Origin of the sequence: Embleya sp. NPDC059237, from assembly GCF_042754105.1 — a bacterium.
GTDB lineage: Bacteria > Actinomycetota > Actinomycetes > Streptomycetales > Streptomycetaceae > Embleya.
The window spans coordinates 1-22,791 of record NZ_JBHZAE010000031.1 but is presented as its reverse complement, the minus strand read 5'-3'; the positions used below and the strand labels follow the sequence as shown (position 1 = coordinate 22,791).

20 protein-coding genes and 1 pseudogene are annotated in these 22,791 nt (G+C 70.7%); 5 read left to right on the top strand and 16 right to left on the bottom strand.

Features of this window, described 5'->3' with window-relative positions; all coding sequences use genetic code 11:
* Positions 1–366 precede the first annotated feature (366 nt).
* On the top strand, positions 367–1,083 hold the full coding sequence (locus tag ACFXKZ_RS49545; protein WP_380014118.1) for a hypothetical protein: 717 nt from the start codon (positions 367–369) through the stop codon (positions 1,081–1,083).
* Here the strand turns inward: ACFXKZ_RS49545 and ACFXKZ_RS49540 are convergent.
* The gene (locus ACFXKZ_RS49540) at positions 1,031–1,393 is read right to left on the bottom strand and encodes a hypothetical protein (RefSeq protein ID WP_380014115.1); all 363 of its coding nucleotides are present in this window, start codon (positions 1,391–1,393) and stop codon (positions 1,031–1,033) included. The two genes, ACFXKZ_RS49545 and ACFXKZ_RS49540, sit on opposite strands and share 53 nt — an antisense overlap.
* Positions 1,394–1,426: 33 nt before the next feature.
* On the bottom strand, positions 1,427–2,311 hold the full coding sequence (locus ACFXKZ_RS49535; RefSeq protein WP_380014112.1) for a hypothetical protein: 885 nt from the start codon (positions 2,309–2,311) through the stop codon (positions 1,427–1,429).
* Positions 2,312–4,098: 1,787 nt separating this feature from the next.
* Between ACFXKZ_RS49535 and ACFXKZ_RS49530 the strand changes: the two are divergent.
* The 3 genes and pseudogenes from ACFXKZ_RS49530 to ACFXKZ_RS49520 all read left to right on the top strand — a co-directional run.
* Positions 4,099–5,004: pseudogene (locus tag ACFXKZ_RS49530) on the top strand (Scr1 family TA system antitoxin-like transcriptional regulator); the annotation flags it as partial.
* On the top strand, positions 4,917–5,228 hold the full coding sequence (locus ACFXKZ_RS49525) for a DUF397 domain-containing protein (protein WP_380014304.1): 312 nt from the start codon (positions 4,917–4,919) through the stop codon (positions 5,226–5,228). The pseudogene ACFXKZ_RS49530 and the gene ACFXKZ_RS49525, both read left to right, overlap by 88 nt.
* A gap of 375 nt (positions 5,229–5,603) precedes the next feature.
* Positions 5,604–6,335, top strand: a complete 732-nt coding sequence (locus ACFXKZ_RS49520) for a DUF4232 domain-containing protein (protein WP_380014109.1) — start codon at positions 5,604–5,606, stop codon at positions 6,333–6,335.
* A gap of 42 nt (positions 6,336–6,377) precedes the next feature.
* Here the strand turns inward: ACFXKZ_RS49520 and ACFXKZ_RS49515 are convergent, their stop codons facing one another.
* Positions 6,378–7,709, bottom strand: coding sequence for a hypothetical protein (locus ACFXKZ_RS49515; protein WP_380014106.1), 1,332 nt, complete (start codon positions 7,707–7,709; stop codon positions 6,378–6,380).
* 64 nt (positions 7,710–7,773) lie between these two features.
* Positions 7,774–7,995, bottom strand: coding sequence for a hypothetical protein (locus ACFXKZ_RS49510; protein ID WP_380014103.1), 222 nt, complete (start codon positions 7,993–7,995; stop codon positions 7,774–7,776).
* Between the two features lie 203 nt (positions 7,996–8,198).
* Here ACFXKZ_RS49510 and ACFXKZ_RS49505 point away from each other — a divergent pair, with 203 nt between their 5' ends.
* Positions 8,199–8,531, top strand: coding sequence for a hypothetical protein (locus tag ACFXKZ_RS49505; RefSeq protein WP_380014100.1), 333 nt, complete (start codon positions 8,199–8,201; stop codon positions 8,529–8,531).
* Here ACFXKZ_RS49505 and ACFXKZ_RS49500 read toward each other — a convergent pair.
* The 12 genes from ACFXKZ_RS49500 to rsmI all read right to left on the bottom strand — a co-directional run bounded on the left by ACFXKZ_RS49500 (position 8,479) and on the right by rsmI (position 22,567).
* Entirely contained in the window at positions 8,479–8,907 is a 429-nt protein-coding gene (locus ACFXKZ_RS49500; RefSeq protein WP_078975872.1) for a pyridoxamine 5'-phosphate oxidase family protein, read from the bottom strand. The two genes, ACFXKZ_RS49505 and ACFXKZ_RS49500, sit on opposite strands and share 53 nt — an antisense overlap.
* Before the next feature lie 102 nt (positions 8,908–9,009).
* Positions 9,010–10,512 (bottom strand): polysaccharide biosynthesis protein, encoded by a 1,503-nt coding sequence (locus tag ACFXKZ_RS49495; protein ID WP_380014097.1) that lies wholly within the window; start codon positions 10,510–10,512, stop codon positions 9,010–9,012.
* Positions 10,513–10,974: 462 nt separating this feature from the next.
* Complete coding sequence (locus ACFXKZ_RS49490) at positions 10,975–12,450, bottom strand: WXG100 family type VII secretion target (protein WP_380014094.1); 1,476 nt, start codon at positions 12,448–12,450, stop codon at positions 10,975–10,977.
* Positions 12,451–12,495: 45 nt separating this feature from the next.
* On the bottom strand, positions 12,496–12,921 hold the full coding sequence (locus tag ACFXKZ_RS49485) for a hypothetical protein (protein ID WP_380014091.1): 426 nt from the start codon (positions 12,919–12,921) through the stop codon (positions 12,496–12,498).
* A 257-nt stretch (positions 12,922–13,178) separates the two neighbouring features.
* Positions 13,179–14,963, bottom strand: a complete 1,785-nt coding sequence (locus ACFXKZ_RS49480) for an ABC-F family ATP-binding cassette domain-containing protein (RefSeq protein ID WP_380014301.1) — start codon at positions 14,961–14,963, stop codon at positions 13,179–13,181.
* A gap of 52 nt (positions 14,964–15,015) precedes the next feature.
* Positions 15,016–15,957 (bottom strand): 4-(cytidine 5'-diphospho)-2-C-methyl-D-erythritol kinase, encoded by a 942-nt coding sequence (locus ACFXKZ_RS49475; RefSeq protein WP_380014088.1) that lies wholly within the window; start codon positions 15,955–15,957, stop codon positions 15,016–15,018.
* Between the two features lie 102 nt (positions 15,958–16,059).
* Entirely contained in the window at positions 16,060–16,971 is a 912-nt protein-coding gene (rsmA, locus tag ACFXKZ_RS49470; protein ID WP_380014085.1) for a 16S rRNA (adenine(1518)-N(6)/adenine(1519)-N(6))-dimethyltransferase RsmA, read from the bottom strand.
* On the bottom strand, positions 16,968–18,128 hold the full coding sequence (locus ACFXKZ_RS49465) for a ubiquitin-like domain-containing protein (protein WP_380014082.1): 1,161 nt from the start codon (positions 18,126–18,128) through the stop codon (positions 16,968–16,970). Before ACFXKZ_RS49465 ends, rsmA begins: the two co-directional genes overlap by 4 nt.
* A 178-nt stretch (positions 18,129–18,306) precedes the next feature.
* Positions 18,307–19,203, bottom strand: coding sequence for a TatD family hydrolase (locus ACFXKZ_RS49460; RefSeq protein WP_380014079.1), 897 nt, complete (start codon positions 19,201–19,203; stop codon positions 18,307–18,309).
* The gene (gene metG, locus ACFXKZ_RS49455; protein WP_380014076.1) at positions 19,204–20,823 is read right to left on the bottom strand and encodes a methionine--tRNA ligase; all 1,620 of its coding nucleotides are present in this window, start codon (positions 20,821–20,823) and stop codon (positions 19,204–19,206) included.
* Between the two features lie 87 nt (positions 20,824–20,910).
* A complete protein-coding gene (locus ACFXKZ_RS49450) occupies positions 20,911–21,270 on the bottom strand; it encodes a hypothetical protein (protein WP_380014073.1) in 360 nt (119 codons plus the stop codon).
* A gap of 427 nt (positions 21,271–21,697) precedes the next feature.
* Positions 21,698–22,567, bottom strand: coding sequence for a 16S rRNA (cytidine(1402)-2'-O)-methyltransferase (rsmI, locus tag ACFXKZ_RS49445; RefSeq protein ID WP_380014070.1), 870 nt, complete (start codon positions 22,565–22,567; stop codon positions 21,698–21,700).
* Positions 22,568–22,791 lie beyond the last annotated feature (224 nt).

Sequence of the window (22,791 nt, the reverse complement as noted above, 5' to 3'; positions counted from 1 at the left end):
TCGATGCCGCTTACGCGGACGGTCTTCTTCGGTAGGGTCGATGGTCGCAACATGCCTGACGCGCAAGGGGTGTTCGAGGATTTCTCGCGGATGTTCGACTATCCCGCCTACTTCGTATGGAGTCGGGACGCTTTCTTCGACTGACATGCGAGAAATGGCATGGCGACCGGCCGATTGCTGCCTGACAGTCGCGCCGCACGCCAATTCCCTGCGGGACGACCCGGATACGGCCTGTGAGATCTGGAGTCGCCTTCGGCGCACCGGAGTTCGACGGCTTGGCGCGCGGATCGCCTTCCCGGGCGCACGCTTCACCAGGCGGCGACTCCCTCTCCGGCGGTACCGAGGGTCGCTAGGGGGGTTTTCGATGTGTTCGAAAACGGCGGTGTGAAGTCTATGCGTCGGGTGTTCGCCGTGCGCGGGACCGAGCCTGCGTACAGGTTCCTGTTCGAAATCGTGGACGCGATGGTGCGGGCGTTCGGGGTTTCGGAGGGGGAGGCGTTCCTCCGGGTGGATCGGCATATGCGGCCCTACCGCTGGGATTTCACGGATGAGGGCGATCGCCGGTTCCTGTTCGAGTACACCGAGGAATACTGGGCCGGCGAGATCTACCTGGAGTCGGATCCGTGGCTGCAGCGGTCTGGTGACAATCACAGCCAATCGCGGCCTCGGCCTATGCCCGAGGCCGGGGATGCGGAGTTCGGGGGCTTGGCGCTGGGGGACCATCTCGCGCCTGTCGAGATGTTCGGGACGTGGGACGGCGAGCTCGACGACTTCGTGTCCATCGTGGCCGGATCGCGGCAGAGCACGGGTGGGCATGCCGCGAGGATCGAGAACGAGCGCGTGGAAGTCTCGATCATCGGTGAGCTGTACGACGCCGAGTCCGACCGGGGATATGTATCGATGACGTGCCGGCCGAAGCACGGCGCATCCTGGGCGGAACTTTCGGAGGATTTGCGGACGATCGTCTACCGGCTGCACACCGCAGGGTTGGAGTATTCGCGGGCAACCGTGGCCGACGGCGGTAAACCGTTCAGGATTCTCCGACGGAATCGACCAACATTCCATAAGCTGCGGAGGGCGTGAGGTCGGGTTCGCCCGTCGGGTCGCCGAACTCGACGCTCATCCGGGTCGCGCCTGCCTCCTGTAGGCGCCAGGCCATGCGACGTACGTCCCGCAGGACCTCCTGCCACGAGACTCCTGTGCGCGGCGTGCAGGTCAGCGACCACATCGGGATCGCCTCGGGATCGTCGGGTGCCGGTTCCGGCAGGCGGGTGATTCGTACGTCGATGGCTTCGAGTTCGATCGCATCGGATGCGGATGAGGCGGACGTTGCCGGATCGAGCGCAACGGGGCGCGCACGCAGGAGGGTTGCCGTGAGGACCTCCGCGTCCACCGCCCATGCGACCAGGCACACCAGCGCCGTCCCCTAGTCGCCGATCGCCTCGCGGACCAGTTGCGGATCGACGGGTTCGGCCGCCGCCTCGGGGGCGAACTCGGCTCGCTCGATCACCTCAGCGAGCCGATCGCGGTCCTCCCACCTCTCGGCAATCGCCGTGGCCCACTCGTAGGCGCTTGCGCGGTGGAGGAAGCGGGCAGCATGCTCCGGTGGCATTCCGGCCACGGCGTCGAGCAGCGTGCACTCGACCCATCGGAGCGCGTCGCCGGCATACCAGTGGTGGCTGTCGGCCAGCTCTCGAACCACTTCCGTCAGCGCCCGGCACACCTCGTCGTCGCCGGTCACGGTGGGCCCCTGCCCGACCGGCACTCGCCCACCGGGCACCAAACCGGCGTCGATCAGCGATGCCGCGACGCGCACCGCCATCGCATCCTCTACGGCGAAGCAGTACTCGATGTGCGACTCGCATCCGGCCGGGGGCTCGTACGGAGCGGGCACCACGTACACCCGCACGGCGTCGCGGTCGGGTACGAAGCCGATCTTCTCCAGCCAGCGACATGCGTTGGGCTGTCCAAGCCACCTCGGATCCAGATGCGAAACGTCGACCCCTGGCAGGGCGTCGTCCGGCCGTGCGGCGACGAGCACCATGGTGTACGGCTCGGCTTGGGCAATACGCTCGACGATCTCCTCTTCCGGAAGACCGGTCCACTCCATGAGCGTTTCGAGCGCGTCGGAGTCGGGGCGCTGCGCAACGAACGCGGCAAACATGACCACGTCACCCGCGGTACGCATATTGCGCCCCCGCGACGGCACCGCACGAAGCCGACCGGAATCCGCCACCGTCAACCCGCCCGAAAGGCCGGCCCCCACGAGATCGCCAGACATGCGGCGAGAGTATCCGGCGACGTGAATCACCGGGTTGCGGGGGGAAATTGCCCGCGGTGGCGGTGGCGGTGGCGGTGGGCGTGGCGGTGGTGGTGGCGGTGGTGGCTGCGGTTGTGGCAGTCGGCGGGGACGTCCCTTGCTGTCCGCCCTTCGACTGCGGTGTGCCGGTGCGGGGCCGGCCCGCGTCGGGGGGTGGGCCGCCGCCGGTGTGCGGGGCTCCGAGACTCGGGGCTTCCGGCGAACCGGGCTTGTTGGTCGGCGAAAAAGCGGCCGGCAGCGGCGGGCAGAGAGGGTGCTCGGGTCGGGTTCGCCGGGCGTGCGTTCCCGAATGGGCCGGGTATTCCCGGCGGCCGTTGCGTTGGTGGTTGCGGGTGGCTGGTGCGAGGTTGGTCAGAGTCGATGGTGGGCCGCCGCCGGCGTGCGGGGCTCCAAGACTCGAAGCTCCCGACGAGGCGAGCACGTTGGTCGGCGAAACCCGGCCGGCAGCGGGGGCAGGGTGAGGGGTCGGGTCGAGCCCGCCGGAGAGCCTTCCCGAGTGGGCCGGGTGCTCCCGGCGGGGGTTGCGCTTGTGGTTGCAGGTGGCTGGTGCGGGGGCGGTCAGAGTCGGGGGTGAGCCGCCACCGGCGTGCGGGGCCCGAGACTTCGGGCTTCCGGCGAGACGGGTGTGTTGGTCGGCTTAAAAGCGACCAACAGCGGCGGACGGGGAGGGCGCTCGGGTCGAGTTCGCCGGGTGTCCTTCCCGAGGGGGTCGGGGTGTTTCGGGTGTGTTTGGAGGGTAGTTGGGACTCGAAACCGGATCGCGGTCGATGGTTGTGGGCTTCGGGTTTCGGTGACCTGCGGTTTTGTGGGGTCGGGGTGAAAGGTCGGGCGTCGAGTGCCGGTTTCGTGTGTTCCGGCCTCCTCGACGCCGGTGCGGAGACCGAAACTGCCCGGTCGGGGTCGGCTTCGGGCGCTGCGACCTCGCGGAGGCTGTCGAGCCGACCGAAAGTGCCCAGTGGGAGCCGAAACCGGATCCCGAGGCACTCGAAACGGCTTCCCTTCCCACTGACCTGCGGTTTTCTCGCGCACCGAGACTGCGGCACCCCACGCCGTCCGGTTTCGAGTCCCAACTCCCCTCCAAACACACCCGAAACACCCCGACCCTCTCGGGAAGGCCACCCGGCGAACCCGACCCGAGCGCCCTCCCTGCCCGCCGCTGTTGGTCGCTTTTTCGCCGAGCAAGGCGCCCGTCTCGCCGGAAGCCCGAAGTCTCGGGGCCGCACGCCGGCGGCGGCCCATCACCGACCCTGACAAGCCCCGCACCGGTCACCGGCACCCAAGGCACAACGCGCACCCGGAAGAACCCGGCCCATTCGGGAACGCACGCCCGGCGGACCCGACCCGAGCGCCCTCCCCGCCCGCCGCTGCCGGTCGCTTTTAAGCCGACCAACACACCCGCCCAGCCGAGACCTCGAGGTCTCGGAGCCCCGCACGCCGGCGGCGGCTCACCCCCGACTCTGACCGCTCCCGCACCAGCCACCCGCAACCACGAGCGCAACCTCCGCCGGAAGCACCCCGCGTACCCGCGAACGCTCCCCGGCGGGCTCGACCGGACCGCCTTGGGTGTGTTCATTCGGAGATCGCCCTCCCGGGCAGCCGAGGCGTGGCGCCCGGGGTTGTGGTCACCGCCGTTGTCGGCGGCCGGTCTGTCGGGGTGGGGACTTCAAGGGGACGTGGTGGGGACGGGGAGGGGCAGATTGTGATTCTGGTGTAAACGTGGCTATACCGGCGGTAGCGTGGCCGGTATTGGTTCATGTAGCCCTCGGGGGTGGCACGTCATGACGGCGAAACCCGGCAATCCGGCTCTCGTTCGCGCCCGCCACGCGCGCGGGTGGATCGCGCAGCGGCATCTCTCGGCCGCCTTTCGGGAGTGCGCGGCGGGTTTGGGGTTGCGGCTGGATGTGAGCGTGCGGCAGGTCCGGCGTTGGGAGTCGGCGAGCCCGCCCTGGCCGACGCCCGATTACGAGCGGGTGCTGGAAACCCTGTTCGGCGTGCCCCTGGATCGCCTCGGCTTTGTCCGACCTCCGCGCATGGCGGGTCTCGAACGGTCCGACAGCGGTGCGGGACACACCTTCCGCGACTCCGAGGCAGGCCGCGAGCAACCGGGGTGGTGGCATACCGAGTCCGATGAGGTTGCGGAGAGCGTTCACTACGGTCGGCTGCTGGAGGCGGAACGATCTGCGGTGTCCCAGCGGTGCTATCTACCCACCTTGCTTCCCGGTCTGCTGCAGACGTTCGAGTACGCCTTCACCATCATCCGAGCAGGTTCGCCGCTGATGCCGCAGGACGAGGTCCTCCTTCGTGCGCAGCGCCGAGTGGAACGGCTCGGGCATGTCGGGACGTTCTCGCGCGTGGAAGGCCGCTCCCTGTGGTTCGTCATCCACGATTCGGCACTTCGCAACCCGGTCGGCGGTTGGCAGACCCTCACCGATCAACTCGGCCACATACTGGTCGTTTTGTCGCAACGACCCGACATGCGCCTTCAGGTACTGCCCGACGATGTGGGCGCGCATCCGGGACTCAACTCCGGACCGTTCACCTGGTACGACTTCGGGCGGGAAAGTGTTGTCTACCGAGAGTTCATCACCGGACGTCTGTGGACCTCCGATTCGACCTGTCTCGCCGCTTATTCGCTGGCCTACGCTCATCTGCAAGCGGCTGCCCTCCCCGTGGACGAGTCCATCGAACTCATCGCGAAGAGGGCCCAGGAAGCGGAGTTGAAGGCGTGGGCCACGGCTACAAGTCCACTCGGTGGCGGATCAGCAGCCACTCCGCGACCTCGAACTGCGTCGCCGTCGCCCGCCTCGGCCCCGTCGGGGTTCGAGACTCCAAGCTCGCCGACGGACCGATAGTCGCCATGCCTCCTGCTGCGTGGTGTGCGTTTCTCGACGGAGTTCGTCCGCGCTGAGTACGGACCCCGCACAACTGGCTTGGCGGAAGCGCGGATTGCCGTGCGCCGAACGGGCTGTTGCACATGATCGCGAGCGCCGGCGTGGGATTTCGGGTGTCGATGTCGGGCGGCCAACCTTCTGTAACACCGGCGGCCGGGGGGCATCCTGGGGGGTTTCACCAGGGCAAACGTGGTGTTGGTGTGGGGTCGAATCGGGGGCTGTCGGGCTTTGCTGTTCTCTTTGGTGACCATGTCACCGGTCTGTGACAGCGCCGTCGTGGGTCGACGACTCCCGTATCGCCCGGCCCTGCGACCTCGCAATAGTGATCGAGCAAGCACCGCGGGGCCTCGCCGGCCCCGGGCTTCGATCACCGGATACCAAAAGGACGTTCAATGTTCGGGAACCGCAGCAGGGCCTTCCTCCTCTCCGCCGCCGTCGTCGGCGGCGCGATGATGATGACGGCGTGCCAGGGCACCGACTCGGGCAACGCCGCGCAGGGCAACCCGCCCGCCGCCGCTCCGGCGGGCCAGGCCGTCACCCAACCGTCCGCACCCGGATCCTCGACCACCGGCGGCAACCAGGCGGGCGGGAACACCTCCACCGGCTCCGGCTCCACCGTCAAGGACTCCGGGCAGACCTCCGTCACGCCGAACAAGGCCACCGGCACCACCACCGGCGGCGGCAAGTCCGGCTCCGGCTCCGGCGGCCCCGCCAAGTGCCGCACCGACGACCTCAGCTTCCTCGCCGACGACGTCACCATCGACGGTGACGGCAACCGCACCGTCGCCGTCACCCTCAACAACCTCGCCGGCGACTGCTCCATGTACGGCTTCGCCGGCGTCGACCTCAAGACGACCGCCGGACCGATCTCCGCCAAGCGCACGAGCGAGCCCGTCTTCCCCATCACCCTCAAGCGCGACACCTCGATCTCCTTCGGCATCCACTACCCGAGCAACGACTCCGGCGGCTCCGGCGTCCGCATCACCGGCCTGCTCGTCACCCCGCCCGGAGAGACCAAGGCCGCCGACATCCCCTGGCCGGGCGCCGCCACCCTCCCCGTCACCGACGGCACCGGCTCCGCCGTCACCGTCGGCCCCATGGGCAGCGCCGGCCAGGGCGGCTGACCCGCACCCGGCCCACACCCCAGGCCCACACCCGCCCCACCGTCACAGGTAGACCGGATGCAACCGGCCCGAGCGCGCCACGTTCAGGCGTGCGTCGTGGCCGGTGCGGGCGAAGGCGGAGACCAGGCGGCCGTCGACGGCGCCGAGGGCGAGGTCGTGGCGTCTGCCCGACCCGTTCGGGGTGGCGGGCGCGCGCGGGGCGGGCACGTACTCTTGGACCAGCCAGCCGGATTCGCAGGCGCGCTCCACCGCGCCGGCCCAGGCGGCGTCCGGGGATTCCCGGCCGATGACGACCCCGCGACCTCGCGTGTCGAGCGGGTGCTTGAGGACGTAGCGCTCCCGGTCACGGCCCACGGCGCGCAGAACGGCGCCGTCGCACAGCGCGATGTTGCGTGACCAAGGGATGGCCGGCCGCACACGTCGGTGGTCGGCCGCATCGAACAGGCCGGCGAACTGCGGGTCCGACAACACGGCCAGGCAGAGCTTGTTGTCCCCGAGGAATCGGCCGCGCAGCCCGTTCTGGACGAAGAGGCTCCGCTTCCGCACCGCCCGCAGGTACGGCAGCGCGTCGGCGCCCATCCGCAGCAGGTCCCGGGTCGAGATCTTGGCGTAGGCGTGCGCGATCGGCTCCCCGCCGACGACGGTGGTACCGCCGGGGCCGGTACGCAGCTCGCGCGGATCGGCGTGCACCACGCGGATCCCGATCGCCGTCAGACCGGCCTCGTAGTCGTTGATCTCGTTGCGATTGGCCCCCCGCGGACACAGCAGGGCGACCGATCGCGGTCGGACCCCGGTGTGCCGCAGCGCCAGATCGGCCAGCCAACTGCCGGTCCAGGTGGGCACGTCGGCGGGCAGCGGCGCGGGCAGGGCGACCCCGTGCCGGGTCAGCAGCACCCGCCACGCGGCCCGACCCCGACCCGCCGCGGTGAGCCCGGCGGGGCAGTTCGCGTTGGTCTCCAGTACCCGCAGCCCTCCGTCGGGATGGGGCAGCAGATCCAGCCGCATCAGATGTACGCGGTGATCGCGCGCCGCGGCGACCTCCTCGCGCAGCGGCTCGGGCACGGTGAGCACACGGCGCAGTTGCGGATCGTGGTCGTACGCGCTCAGGATCGTCTCGATCAGCCGGTGGTACGCGGCGAGGAACGCGTCCAATTCCGAACGCAGTCCCGGCCGCAGGCACAGCGGCGGCCCCAGCGGGCGCGGCCGTTGCGCGACCCCGTCCCGCAGGACCAGGGAACGGGTCAGCTCCCGGCCCTGCGGCGTATGCGCCAGCCGAGCCGTGTGTCGCGCGAACGACTCGTCGAGACCCGGCCAGACATGGGATCCGGGCCCCGCGGGTGGACGGCGCAGGGAATGACGCGTTGTCGCGGGCACGATGCCGGTCCTCCTGACCTTCGTGGCCGACCGGCCCGGACCGGCGGCCGGCCCACGCCGCCGTTCACGCGCACAGCAGACCGCACAACAAATCCGCGTAGGCGTGCGTGATCCCGTGCGGCGAGCGGTCGTGGTCGGTTCCTTCGATCGATCGCCACCGCGAGATGCGTTTCGTCGGTTCGGCACTCGGCGCCGCCATCTCCCTGGGCGCACCGGTGCGGTCGGTCCCGTCGGGTCGATCGAGGGTCCACACATCCGCCGCCACCGCGTCGGTACCGTCTGTCACCACGGCCTCCCGGTTCGACTCTATCCACTCACCGAACCCGGCAAACCGGACAGCAGCGAACCGTGCCGCCGAACCCCGGCCGCACCATCCACCCACCAAACCCCAGGGCCCACTCCCGCCGTAACAGGGGGCACTTTCCGGCCACTTCTGGTTTGCTGGGATCAATCGTTTTCAGTCACAAGCCGGAAAGGGCTTGGTTCCGCGTGGAGTTGTTCGCGATTCTCTTCGTCTCCGTGGCCGGCGGGGGCGTTCTCGTCCGCGCGGGCACGGTGGTCCGGATGTACGAACTCGCTGCATGGCGACGCTGGTTGCCGCTGATCCTCGCGCTGTTGGGGATCGCCATGGGCCTGATGCGGGCCGAGGACGTGGTGCCGGTCGCCGGGTTGATCGCCCTGCCGTGCTACGTGGCCTCGGTGTTGTTCGCCCAGGCGGGGATCCAACACGCCGTGGACGAGGAGGCGGCCCGGCGTCGCCGAAGCGACGTCATGATCCCGGCCCCGGACCCAGACCGAACACCCGCCAGCGCTTGGGGGTGACCACGCCCAGGCTGGTGCCCTCCCGGGACAGCGGGCGCTGCTGTTGCGCCAGCCCCGCCTCGCCCAGGATGTGCCGCATCGCGAATTCCCAGCGCTCCTGCGCCCATTCGTCCTCGCGCATGGCGACCTCGCCCCACACGATGACGTGCGCGATGTCGCCATCGCGCGCCATCGACAGACACACCCGCGGATCGTGTTCCAGGTTCGCCTTCTTGGTGCGACCGGTGAGGCTGAGGTAGAGGTACTCGTCGTCGTACGCCAGCATCACCGGGGTCACGTGCGGCTCCCCCGTCGGGGTCACCGTGCCCACATGCACCCAGTGCTCCGGGTCGCCGAGCATCGCGTCCAGGGCCGTCTTCAGTTCGGGGTCGATCACGGAGGATCCGCCTTTCGCAGCACAGGGGCCTCACCGCCACCGTACTGCGCCTCACACCCCACCGGTCACGGGATTACCGTCCCAACGGTGTTCGGAAATCGTCTAGAAGTCGTCCGGATACGGCGCGGACACCACCTCGACCACGCTCGGCGCCGGTGTCGTGTACCCCGGCAGCAGCTCGGACAGCAGCGCCCGCACCGCCCTGGTGTCGTTGACCGCCGCCGCCTCGTACAGCTCCGGCAGCCGGACCACCGCGTCCAGGGCCTGGCCCGGCGGCACCGTCGCCTGGATCCGCCGATGCTCGGTGGGCAGTCGTTCCTCGCCGGCGGCGAACAGCGCCTCGTTGAGCTTCTCGCCGGGCCGCAGACCGGTGAACCGGATCGGCACGTCGGGCAGGTTCACCTGTTCGGCGAACTTGTGCACCAGGTCCACGATCCGTACCGGCTCGCCCATGTCGAGGACGAAGATCTCCCCGCCCTGGGCCATCCGACCCGCCTCCAGGACCAGCCCGACGGCCTCCTCGATGGTCATGAAGAACCGGGTGACGTCGGGATGGGTGACGGTGACCGGGCCGCCGGCGCGCAACTGCTCGGCCAGTACGGACAGCAGCGAGCCGCGGCTGCCCAGCACGTTGCCGAACCGCACGCCCGCGAACACCCCGGGCGCCTGCGTGTTCGCCTGCACGATCAGCTCGGCCAGCCGCTTGGTGGCACCGAGCACCGAGACCGGATCCGCCGCCTTGTCGGTGGAGATCAGCACGAAGCGCTCGACCCCGATGTCCAGGGCCGCCCGGACCAGGTTCTCCGTACCCAGCACATTGGACTTCACCGCCTCGCACGGATGCCGCTCCAGCAGCGGCAGGTGCTTGTGCGCGGCGGCGTGGAAGACCACCTCCGGCTTGAGTTCGTGGAAGAGCTGCTCGATCCGCGGCCGATCCCGGATGTCGGCGATGACCAACGACTCGTCGTCGAGCAACGCCTCGCCCCACACGTCGAGTTGCAACCGGTGGAGGTTGGACTCGTCGTGGTCGAGCATGTACATCCGGCTCGGTCCGAAGCCGTACACCTGCCGGCACAGCTCGCTGCCGATCGAGCCGCCGGCGCCGGTGATCAGCACTCGGCGCCCCGCGATCACCTCGCGCACCGACGCCGAGACCACGTGCAGCTCCTGCCGACCGATCAGCCGGTTGACGTCGAGCATGCGCATGTCGCTGCCGACCACATCGCGCCGCAACGCGACCAGGAAGGACGGCAGATACCGCACGGCGGCGCCGATCGCGGCCGCGCCGGCGGCGACTTTGCGAAACTCCTCGTGCGGAAGGCCCGGGATGGCCAGGACGACCACCTCGATGCCGTGCTCCAATGCCACGTCGGTCAGGGCGTCGAGACCGCCCAGGACCGGAAGCAGATGTTGTGGATTGTCCGCGTCGGCGACCCGGACCCCGTCCTTTTCGGGATCGTCGTCGAGAAATCCGATCGGACGCAACCCGAATTCGGGCGTCCGCAAAAGATCCCTCGCCAACGCGCTGCCCGCCGACCCGGCCCCCACGACCAGGGTCCGCAGACCCGCTCCGGATATGTCCGTCGCTGCCGAACTCCGACCCATCAAGCCCCCCTCGGTCAGGAGCAGCGTGATCGGCCTCGGATCGTGCACCGACCACACGCGGCACCGACCCGCCGGTGCAGCCAGGCGTCCCGCCTCGTCGCACCACGCCCACCCCGGCGGTCGTACGCAACTGCCCCTATTGCCCCCACAACCCCCGACGGCCCCACGATCACGGCGTCACTTGCGGCCCAGGCGCATCGGGTGGACCAACAGCCGCGCAGGCAACCACCGGCACTCGGGATTCAGCGTACGGCCCGCCTCGGGCCGCCGTCGCGGTTTTGCCCAAACGCCCGAGAGTTTGGTGTTTGCCGTTTGCGCGAGGGAACGCCACCCGCCTCCGCCACGTCCCCTTCTGTTCCCCGGGCACGAAGTCCGAGCCCCACCCGTTCCGTTGCCGGGCACGAAAACCGGCCCCACCCGCGACACACGCGGATGGGGCCGATCCCGAGTCCTACCGACCGATCAATCCACCACCGGCGGAGCCGCGGTGCGGTCGCCCACCCACGTCTCCTCCTCCTCGCGCAGGTAGTCGGCGCGCTGCCGCCGGTTGCGCTGGTCGCGCTCCCCGCCGCCCGCGCCCATCCCGCCGCCGCGCATCCCGCCGCGACCGGCGCCGGCCCGACCGCCCGCACCCGCGCCGGCCCGACCGGCCAGACCGGTGCCGCCGGAGGAGAACTGGCCCGCCCCACTCGCGGTACGCGGAGTGCCGCCGACCACGCCACCGCTCTGCCCGGTGAACCGGCGCCCACCCGCGCCCCCTGGCTTGCCGCCAAGGCGACCGCCGGACGGGTGCTCGCCGCCACCGCCGCCACCCGGGCCGCGTCCGAAGGGCCGACCGCCGCTGACCGGCTCGGTCGAGGACTGGACGTTGGGGTTGCGCCCGTTGCCGGGAAGCGGGTTCGAGGTCAACTGGGCCTTGGTGATCCCGGTCTTGCCACCGGGCGGAATGCCGACCTTGCCGCCGCCCAACGCCGGCGGGAAGCCGCCGGGCAGACCACCGGGCGGATTCTGCTGGAAGGGACCGCTGCCACCGGGACCGGGCAGACCGGGACCCGTGGGGCCGGGGGGACCGTCCAACACCGGCGTGGGCCCGTTCTGGAACGGGCCGGTGCCCTGGAGGTCGGTACCGACCGGCGGCACGTAGCCACCGGAACCCCCGACGCTCCCGGACCCCGAGCCGCCCGAACCCGAGCCGTCGGAGCCGGAGTACACCACGCCGCCGTCCCCGTTGGGCCCGTGCCCGGGGATCAGCGTCCCGCCGTCACGGCCGGTCGTGGTCCGCACCGTCGAGTTGTTGCCGGTCCGCCGGGGGTCGCCGGTCGTACCGCCGCCCCCCTTGTGCGTCACCTGCGGCAGCGCGGGCAGCGGCGGGAATTCCACCGCCGGTGCCTTGGCGAGCGTCTCGGTGGTCACCGTGTAGGTGCTGCCCAGGCTCTCCATCCGCCGGATGGCCTCCTGGCGCGCCTTCTCCAACTCGGTCTTGGCCGACTCGACCAGGACCTTCTTGTCGGGGCTGTCGCCGGGTTGGCACAGCAGCTTCTTGTCACCGTTGCTGTCCACGATGACCTTGGCGTTCGCCGGCACCTCCGGCATGGTCAGCAGCGCGAAGCTCAACTCGCTGCCCGCGTGGTCCATCGCGGTGCCGACCGCGCCCGAGTGCTCGGCGAACTTGCGCGTCGCGACCATGACCTTCCCGGCCCAGTCGCGGAAGCCGTCGGCCGACTTGCCCTTCCACTCCAGTCGGCTGATCCGCGTCTCCAACGCCGTCGTCAGCGTCTCCAGCGTCTCCTTGGCATCGAGCAACGCCTTTCCCGATGCCGTCAGTTCGGCGGGTCGCGCGCCGTCGATCATCTTCTTCAGCGCCTCGTGCGAAAACTCGTCGAACTTGGTGGGACCATCTCCCCACCCACCGCCACCGCCCGCATCCGCAACCATCACGTCACCCCGTCCCCGTAGTTCCCGTCACGTCGAATCGGACCCCGCTCAGGGGGTCTTCGCCGGCGGCGCGGGAGCCGGCGCGTTGTTCGCGTAGTCCTGTTGCAGAGCCTTGTACTTGGCGGTGAACTCCGCCTCGTTGCCCTCGTACGTGCCCTGCACGTACTGGACGGTCATCTGCATCGCCTCGATCTGGCGCTTGAGCTGCGTCGACAGGTCGATCAGCTCCGAGCGCACGTCGACGTAGGCCGACCACAGCCGGATCGCCTCGCCGAAGTTGCCCGAGGCGTCCAGCTCGACGCGGTTGTCCACCAGCTTGTGCGGTGCCGCGGTGGATGCGTCCAGGTCGTCCAGCGCGCGCTGGACGTCCTTCTGGAACTGCACCATCGATTCCAGACCGACGGACAGCGCCTGCATGTCCGACGACGAGACTCCTACCGGCCCGCCGTCACCGATATCCGCAATGAGCACCATCTGCCACACTCCCCCGTGCGTGGAGCCGATACCTCACCCCGTCACCACGCAGCTAGTTACCAACACACCGCGCGTGCCCCACATCCGAGGCGGCGCATCGCGGCGCACCCGTATCAGTAGTCCCCAGACTACCCAGCCGATATGACCGATGGGTACGGGGTAAACCCTCGCTTCGGACGGTAACCGGGTATCGATTCGGTGAACCACGAACGCACGGAATACCCGACATATCCCATCGCCGGGTCTCCCGCTACGAACTATTCGGCCTCTTCGGCCAGTTCCAGCCAGCGCATCTCCAACTCGTCCCGCTCGTCCCGGATCGCGCGCAGTTCGGCGTCGAGCGCGGAGACCTTGTCGAAGTCGGTGGCGTGCTCGGCCAGGCCGTCGTGCACCTTCTTCTCCCGGTCGGCCAGCTTGGTCAACTGCCGCTCGACCCGCTGGAGTTCCTTCTTCGCCGCCCGGGTGTCCCCGCCGCTGCGGCGGACCGGCGCGGCGGCCGTGGCACCCGCCTCGACGACGGCGTGCCGGCGCTGGAGGTATTCCTCGATGCCGCCCGGCAACATCCGCAACGTGCGGTCGCCGAGCAGCGCGAGCACCGTGTCGGTGGTGCGCTCGACGAAGTAGCGGTCGTGGCTGACGATCACCAGCGAGCCCGGCCAGCCGTCGAGCAGGTCCTCCAGCTGGGTCAGCGTCTCGATGTCGAGGTCGTTGGTCGGTTCGTCCATGAACAGCACGTTCGGCTCGTCCATCAGCAACCGCAGCAGCTGCAACCGGCGCCGCTCGCCACCGGACAGGTCGGAAACGGGCGTCCACTGCTTCTCACCGGTGAAGCCGAACTGCTCGCACAGCTGACCGGCGGTCAGCTCCTTGCCCTTGCCGATCTCGACCCGCTCGCGCACCTGGGAGACCGCCTCCAACACGCGCAGCGTGCCCGGCAGTTCGACGACTTCCTGGGAGAGGTAGGCGAGCTTGACGGTGCGCCCGACCACGATCTTGCCCGCGGCGGGTTGGCGGTCCTCGTAGGCCGCGTCCTTGAGCGCGCGCAGCAGCGAGGTCTTGCCCGCGCCGTTGACCCCGACCAGGCCGATCCGGTCGCCCGGGCCCAGGTTCCAGGTCAGGTGCTCCAGGAGGGTCTTGGGGCCCGCCTCGATCCGGACGTCGAGCAGTTCGAACACGGTCTTGCCCAGGCGCGCGTTGGCGAAGCCGCGCAGCGCGAGGGTGTCGCGCGGCGGCGGTTCGTCGGCGATCAGCTCGTTCGCCGCCTCGATCCGGAACTTGGGCTTGGAGGTGCGCGCGGGGGCGCCGCGGCGCAGCCAGGCCAGCTCCTTGCGGACCAGGTTCTGCCGCTTGGTCTCCTCGGTGCTCGCGATCCGCGCGCGCTCGGCGCGGGCCAGGACGTACGCCGAGTAGCCGCCCTCGTAGTCGTGCACCTTGCCGCCCTGCACGTCCCACGTGCGGGTGCAGACCTCGTCCAGGAACCAGCGGTCGTGGGTGACCACGACGAGCGCGGAGCGCCGGGTCTTGAGGTGTCCGGCCAGCCAGGCGATGCCCTCGACGTCGAGGTGGTTGGTCGGCTCGTCGAGGATGATCAGGTCGTGCTCTTCGATCAGCAGCTTGGCCAGCGCGATCCGGCGCCGCTCGCCGCCGGACAGCGGGCCGATCACCGAGTCGATGCCGCTCTCGAAGCCGGGCATGGACAACCCGCCGAACAGCCCGGTCAGCACGTCGCGGATGCGCGCGTCGCCCGCCCACTCGTGCTCGGGCCGGTCGCCGACGATCTCGCGCCGTACGGTGGCCGTCGGGTCGAGGTCGTCCTGCTGGCTGAGGATGCCCAGGCTGAGCCCGCCCACGTGGGTGACCCGGCCCGAATCGACCGGCTCCCGCTGGGCCATCACCCGGATCAGCGTGGTCTTGCCGTCACCGTTGCGACCCACGACCCCGATCCGGTCGCCCTCGGCCACGCCGAGGGACACTTCGTCGAGCAGGGTGCGCATGACGTACGCCTTGCCGACTGACTCAAGATTGACCAGGTTCGCCATCAGACCGAACCGCCATACCGCAACGCTCGCATTCGACCAAGACTAACGGTCTCCACTACACCGTGTTCTCGCGCTCCACCGGAACGACCCGGCGCGGCAGTACCCGGGCCCCGGGCACCGCGCCGAACGCGACCCGCGCGGCCCGACAGGTGCCCGATCCGGTCAGCCGCTCGGCCACCAGCCGGGCCGTCTCCCGGTCCGGCGCCAGGAACGCGCAGGTGGGTCCGGAGCCGGAGACCAGCGAGCCGACGGCGCCCGCGGCCATGCCCGCTGCGAGCGTCGCGGCCAGCGCGGGCCGCAGGGACAGTGCGGCCGGTTGCAGATCGTTGACCAGGTTCGCGCCCAGCGCGCGCGCGTCGCCCGCCCGCAGCGCGGCGATCAGCTCGGCTCGCGGCTCCGGCGGCCCGACCGGCTCGCCGGCCAGCTCGCGCAGCCGGTCGCACTCGCCGTAGACGGCGGGCGTGGACAGCCCGCCGTCGGCGAGCGCGAAGACCCAGTGGAAGCGCGCCGTGGTCGGCACCGACGCCAGCCGCTCGCCCCGCCCGGTGCCGATCGCGGTCCCGCCCAGGTCGGAGAACGGTACGTCGCTGCCCAGCTCCGCGCCGAGCCGGCGCAACATCGGGCGCGGGGTGTCGCCGCGCCACAGCGTGTCGCACGCGAGCAGCGTGGCCGCGGCGTCCGCGCTGCCGCCGGCCATGCCGCCCGCGACCGGGATGCCCTTGCGGATGTGGATGCCCACGTTCGGCTCGCGGCCGAGCCGGTCGGCGAGCAGAATCGCCGCGCGCGCGGCCAGGTTGTTGTGGTCCAGCGGGACGTCGCCGACGCCCTCGCCCTCACAGGTCACCGTGAGCCGGTCCGCCGGCGTGACGGTGACCTCGTCGTACAGCGACACGGCGTGGAAGACGCTGACCAGCTCGTGGAAGCCGTCGGGCCGCACGCCACCGACCGCGAGCTGCAGATTGACCTTCGCGGGAACGCTGACGGTGACGGAAGACACGGCTGGTGGAACTCCTTCGTGGCCCTGTCGGGCCTCTTCGGACGCGGGCCGTGCGAACTCCCCGGCACCGTCGCCGATGGTATCGACGGCGGCACCCGGCCCTCAGTCGCGGGGCTCGTTCGGGGCGCCGGCGGGGCGGTTGTCGGGCCGGCTGTCGGGCCGGTGCTCGGCGATCCGGGCGAACTCCGCCACCCCCAGCGCCTCGCCGCGCGTGCGCGGGTCGATCCCGGCGGCGCGCAGCGCCTCCTCGGCCCCGGCCGCCGAGCCGGCCCAGCCCGCCAGCGCCGCGCGCAGCGTCTTGCGCCGCTGCGCGAAGGCTGCGTCCACCACCGCGAACACCTCCGCGCGGGTCGCGGTGGTCGGCGGCGGATCGCGGCGGACGAACGACACCAGGCCGGAGTCGACGTTGGGCGCGGGCCAGAACACGTTGCGGCCGATCGCGCCCGCGCGTTTGACGTCCGCGTACCAGGCGGCCTTGACCGACGGCACCCCGTACACCTTGCCGCCGGGCGTGGCCGCGAGCCGGTCGGCCACCTCGGACTGCACCATCACCAGGAGTCGATCGAGCGAGGGGAACGTCTGGAGCATGTGCAGCAACACCGGCACCGAGACGTTGTAGGGCAGGTTCGCCACCAGCGCGGTGGGCGCCGGGCCGGGCAGCTCGGCGACCGTCATGGCATCGGCGTGCACCAGCGCGAAATCGGCCGCCCGCTCCGGCATGCGGGCCGCGATCGTGGTCGGCAGGTGCCGGGCCAGGACCGGGTCGATCTCGATCGCGACCACTCGCGCGGCGCTTTCGAGCAGGGCCAGGGTCAACGAGCCGAGGCCGGGACCGATCTCGACGACCACGTCGTCGGGGCGCACCCCGGCGGTGCGCACGATGCGGCGCACCGTGTTGGCGTCGATCACGAAGTTCTGGCCGAGCTGCTTGGTCGGGCGCACACCCAGGGCCTCGGCGAGCGCACGGATGTCCGCGGCACCGAGGAGTCCCGGTCCCGCGGGAAGATCACTCACGAGAAGAGCCTACTGCCGCACAGCGGCCACGGACTCGCCCCGCGCTGGACATACATGAGCTTTGCCCGATATGTCTGCTCGGACGCGGGTGCCTGGCTGGCCACCCCGGTGCCGCCCATCGACTGCCAGGTCTGCGCGTCGAACTGGTAGAGCCCGTGATAGGTCCCCGACCCGTCCACCACGTTCGCCCGGCCGCCCGACTCGCACTGCGCGAGCGCGTTCCAGTTGAGCTGGTCGGCCCCGGCCACCGAGTTCGGCATCTCCTTGGTGCCGACCTTGACGATCTGGGTGACCGGCTCCTTGATCACCTTCTCCGAGACCTTGCGCGGCTCCTGCTTGACGCCGTTGATCGTCTCGTAGGAGTAGGTGATCTGCTTCAGCCCGGTCACGCCCTTGGTGGCGACCTCCTCGGTGCCCTTGTACTGCGTCGGGTCGTCTTCCTTGACCGTCTTGAACGGAAGCTTCTCGTCCTTGGTGACCGTGCTGCCGGTGACCCGCAGGATGGAGATGGTCTGCCCCTGCTGCGGATACGCGTCGGTCGGCGTGTCCATCCGGTCCTGCGGCCCTATCGCGATGCCCGCCTGGTCCAGGGCGGCCTGCACGGTGGCCGCGTTGGTCCGCAGCGGGATGGTCTTGCCGTCGACCAGGAAGGTGATCGCGCGTTCGGTGCGCACGTCCAGGTTGAGCCCCTGCCGGCCGATCGGCAGATCGCGCGAGACGGACAGGTAGGCGCCGTCCGCCCGCACCCCGACCTGCTCCAGCGCCTCGGACACCGACTTCGCGGTCACCCAGACCTGCTGCGGCCGGCCGTCGACGGTCAGGGTCAGCAGGCGGCCGTAGCGCACCGCGATGCGGTCGCCGTCCTCGATGCCCGCCTTGCGGCCGGGCGCGACGATGTCGTGCTCGCCGACCTTGACGTCCTGGCGGTCGAGCAGCCCGGAGACGTCGGAGGCGAACGTATGCACGGTGCGCTCCTCGCCGTCCACGACGAGCTTGACCGTCTTGTCGTAGGCGACGAAGGCGGTGGTGCCGCCGACCAGGACGGCGACCACCAGGGCCTGCGGGACGAGCGAGCGCAGGGACGGGCCGGGGCGGCTGCCGCCCCTCCCCGCCCGGGCGGAGGTACGCCTGCGGGCGGAGCCGGCGGAACGACTCAAGGGTGCTCCTGAGGGGTTTCCGGGGGTCGGGTCCGGGGGTGTGATCCCGGGTGCGGGCCGAGGTTCCGCCCGACGAGCACCGGACTGTACACCGGCCCGGGACGCGTGCCGGCCGCCGCCCGGTCGTCCGGGTGACGGGCGGCGGCCCGCACCGGCCCGCGGCGGGCCGGTGGGGCAACTACGCGGGCGCGAACGCGCGTTCGGCGTTGGCCGCGAGCGCGGCGGCCAACTCGTCCTCGGCCAGGCCCTTGACCTCGGCCATCGCCCGCACCGTGATCGGCACGAGGTAGGGCGCGTTGGGGCGGCCCCGGTAGGGCACCGGGGTCAGGAACGGCGCGTCGGTCTCGACCAGGATCAGCTCGGTCGGGGCCACCGTCAGCGCGTCGCGCAGCGGCTGCGCGCTCGGGTAGGTCACATTGCCCGCGAAGGACATCACGTAGCCGTGCTCGGCGCAGGTCTTCGCCATCTCGGCGTCACCCGAGAAGCAGTGGAAGACGACCCGTTCCGGGGCGCCCTCCTCGGCCAGGATCCGCAACACGTCGGCGTGCGCCTCGCGGTCGTGGATCACCAGCGGCTTGCGGTGCCGCTTGGCGATCTCGATGTGCCGGCGGAACGACTCCTGCTGGGTCGCCACTCCCTCGTCGCCGGTGCGGAAGTAGTCCAGGCCGGTCTCGCCGACCCCGCGCACGTGCGGCAGCGCGGCGAGCCGGTCGATCTCGGCGATCGCCGCGTCCAGGGCGGCCGCCCCGCCGGGCGGGCGCCGCTGTCCGGACCATCCGTCGGGGTCGCCGAGCACGATCCGCGGCGCCTCGTTCGGGTGCAGCGCCACGGTGGCGTGCACTCGCTCGTGCGCGGCGGCCGTGCGCGCCGCCCAGACCGAGGACGGTACGTCGATGCCGACCTGGACGAGGGTGTCCACGCCGACCGCGGCGGCGGCCGACAACGCGTCGGCGGGCGTCGTGTCCTGGAGGTCCAGATGCGTGTGCGCGTCCCAGACCGGCACCCGCAGCGGATCCGGGGCGGGCGGCGGGGTGGTGTCCCGAGGCCCGCCGTCCCGCCGCTTGCGCTTGCTCACCTACGCGTCCGCCTTCTTCTCTTCCAGCCTCGGGAACAACACCGCGCCCTTGGTGACCACGGCCCCTTCGGGCAACTGCCCCCAGCGGCCCGCGTCCTGCACGTGCTGCGCGTCCAGCGCGCCCAGGTGGGCCTCGGCGCCGAGCGAGTCCCACAACTTGTGCGCGGTCTCCGGCATCACCGGGTTGAGCAGCACGGCGAGCGCGCGCAGCGACTCGGCGGAGGTGTACAGGATCGTGGCCAGCCGGGCTCGACCCTCGGGGCTGTCGTCCTTGGCCACCTTCCACGGCTCCTGCTCCGTGATGTAGCCGTTGACCAGCTTCACGTAGCCGAACACCGCGTCCAGACCGGCCTGGAAGTCGAGCGCGCGGACCCGGTCGTCGGCGAGCGAGACCGTCTCGATCAGCGCGCTGTGCAGCACGCCCTCGGCGTCCCCGTCGGCGGTGGAGGCGGGCAGCGCGCCGTCGAAGTACTTGCCGACCATGGCCGCCACGCGCGAGGCCAGGTTGCCGAAGTCGTTGGCCAGCTCGGAGGTGTACCGCGCGGAGAAGTCCTCCCACGAGAACGACCCGTCCTGGCCGAACTGGATCGCGCGCAGGAAGTAGTAGCGGTAGGCGTCGACGCCGAAGTGGTCGGTGAGCTGCCGCGGCGAGATGCCGGTCAGGTTCGACTTGCTCATCTTCTCGCCGCCGACCATCAGCCAGCCGTTCGCGAACACCCGTCCGGGCACCGGCAGGCCGTTGGCCATCAGCATCGCGGGCCAGATCACCGCGTGAAAGCGCAGGATGTCCTTGCCGACCAGGTGCACGTCGGCCGGGAAGGTCTGCTCGAACTTCGCCTGGTCCGCGCCGTAGCCGACGGCGGTGGCGTAGTTGAGCAGCGCGTCGATCCACACGTAGATGACGTGCTTCGGGTCCCACGGCACCGGGATGCCCCAGTCGAACGTGGACCGCGAGATGGACAGGTCCTGCAGGCCCTGCCGGACGAACTGCAGCACCTCGTTGCGGGCCGACGCCGGCTGGATGAAGTCGGGGTTGGCCTCGTAGAACTCCAGCAGGCGCGGACCGTACTCGGAGAGCTTGAAGAAGTAGTTCTCCTCCTTGAGCATCTCCACCGGGCGCTTGTGGATGGGGCACAACTTCTGCCCGTCCTCGCCGTCGAGCAGGTCACCCGGCGCCTTGTACTCCTCGCACGCGACGCAGTACGGGCCCTCGTAGCCGCCCTTGTAGATCTCGCCCTTGTCGAACAGGTCCTGGACGAACTCCTGGACCCGGGCGGTGTGTCGCAGCTCGGTGGTGCGGATGAAGTCGTCGTTGGCGATCTCCAGGTGCTCCCACAGCGGCTTCCACGCCTCCGTGACCAGCTTGTCGCACCACTCCTGCGGAGTGACCCCGTTCGCCTCGGCCGTGCGCATGATCTTTTGACCGTGCTCGTCCGTGCCGGTGAGGAACCACACCTTCTCGCCGCGCTGGCGGTGCCAGCGGGTGAGCACGTCGCCTGCGACGGTCGTATAGGCGTGGCCCAGGTGCGGGGCGTCATTTACGTAGTAAATGGGCGTTGTGACATAGAACGCCTTCGTGCGCTCGCCCGCAGTGTGTTCAGTGGTTCCAGTGGCCGCCATACCCGGAATCCTACGGCCGGCGGGACGCCGCCCGCCCCCGAGTATCCCCGGGGGCGGACGGCGGCGTCCGGGCGGGCCGGACGGGGGTCAGGCGGAGCGGTGCAGCGAGGGCAGGTGCCATCGCGAGGCGCCGCGCGGGGCGGGCACCTTGTCCGGCTTCGCGGCCTTGGTCGGCTTGACGGCCTTCACCGGCTTGACCGGCTTGGGCGTGCCGGCGACCGAGGCGACCCGTCCGGCGGGCAGTATCCGCAGCCGGGTGCCGTCGCAGTGCTCGCACGCCGGCTTGGTGAACGGGGACGGCACAAGGGTCCCCTCCGAGTAGTAACGGCACAGTCGCAATCCGTGCAGATCGGTCGCGTGGTGAATCTCGTAGTCGCGTTCCCAGCCTCGACCACACGACATACAGACGAAGGAGTAGGACTCGTGCACCACCGTCGGGTTCTCCATGACGACCTCCTCACACGGGTGGGCCCGCCGACTGGTTCGAGGGCTTCCCGTGACCGGTATCCATGGAATGCCCGAGGGGGCGGTGACGTATCGACCCGAACGGTTCCTTGACGGGGGGCACTACGGAATATTGATATTCCGAAAGACTCATCACCCGATCGAGTGCAGCGCCCTACCTGCCCGTTGCACGCGCTTGACCGTCGCGCCGTGCGCTTGCGCGGACGGAGCGGGCACGTGCTGTCGCGGATCGTGCACACGGCGTTCCGGGCGGGTGGGGCGGGGCGTTCGGAGCGTGGGGGCGTGTGCTCCGCCGGGGCGGCCGGGCGGACGGATCGCCGGGGGCCGGACGGCTCGGGCGGGCCGGTCGCCTCGGGTCGGGTCGGGCAACCGGCTCGGCCGGGTGCCCCGCGGCGGCCCGGGGCCCGGGCTACTTGGTCGCCTTGGCCGCCACCACCGCGTCGAAGACCGTGCGCTTGGGCACGCCGACCTCCGCGGCCACCGCCGCGATCGCCTCCTTGCGCGGCTGTCCGGCGGCCTCGCGTCCGGCCACCAGCGCGACGAGGTCGGCCGGGCCGAGCTGCGACGGGTCGGCCGGCGGCGCGCCCGCGACCACCACGGTGATCTCGCCGCGCACACCCGGCTCCGCCCACACGGCGAGTTCGGCCAGGGTGTCCCGGCGGACCTCCTCGTACGTCTTGGTCAACTCGCGACACACCGCGCCGCGCCGTTCGGCGCCCAGCGCCTCGGCCATCGCCGCCAGCGACTCGGCGAGCCGGTGCGGCGCCTCGAAGAACACCATCGTGCGCGGCTCGGCGGCCAACTCGGCCAGGCGTCGGGACCGCTCCCCGGCCTTGCGGGGCAGGAAGCCCTCGAAGCAGAACCGGTCCACCGGCAGACCGGACAGGGCCAGCGCGGTCAGCACCGCCGACGGTCCCGGTACGGCCGTCACCCGGATGTCCTCCGCCACCGCGGCCTCGACCAGGCGATAGCCGGGGTCGGACACCGACGGCATCCCGGCATCGGTGACCAGGAGCACCCGCTTGCCCTCGCGCAACGCCCGGACCAGGTCCGGGGTGCGCGCCGCCTCGTTGCCCTCGAAGTACGACACCACGCGCCCCGGCACCTCGACGCCGAGCGCGCCGGCCAGTCTGCGCAGCCGGCGGGTGTCCTCGGCGGCCACCACGTCGGCCGTGCCCAGCTCCGCGGCGAGGCGCGCGGGCGCGTCGCCCACGTCGCCGATGGGGGTGCCGGCCAGTACGAGTACGCCGCTCTGAGAGGTGTGCTGTTCGTGTTCCACGCGGCCATCCTCTCCTTTCGCGCGCCCGGTCTCGCCCGCGCGTCAATACGATGCTCCGGTGACGAGTGACGTGGCGACCGATCAGCCGACCCGAAAGCATGCCCCCCAGGGGGATGCGGAGTCCCCCGGCGACACGGGGACCGCACGTCCGGAGCCGCGTGGTTGGGCGTGGTCACTGGCTCGGTTCGGGTTTCGGGATCGGCCGCCGACGTCGTTGCGTGAGC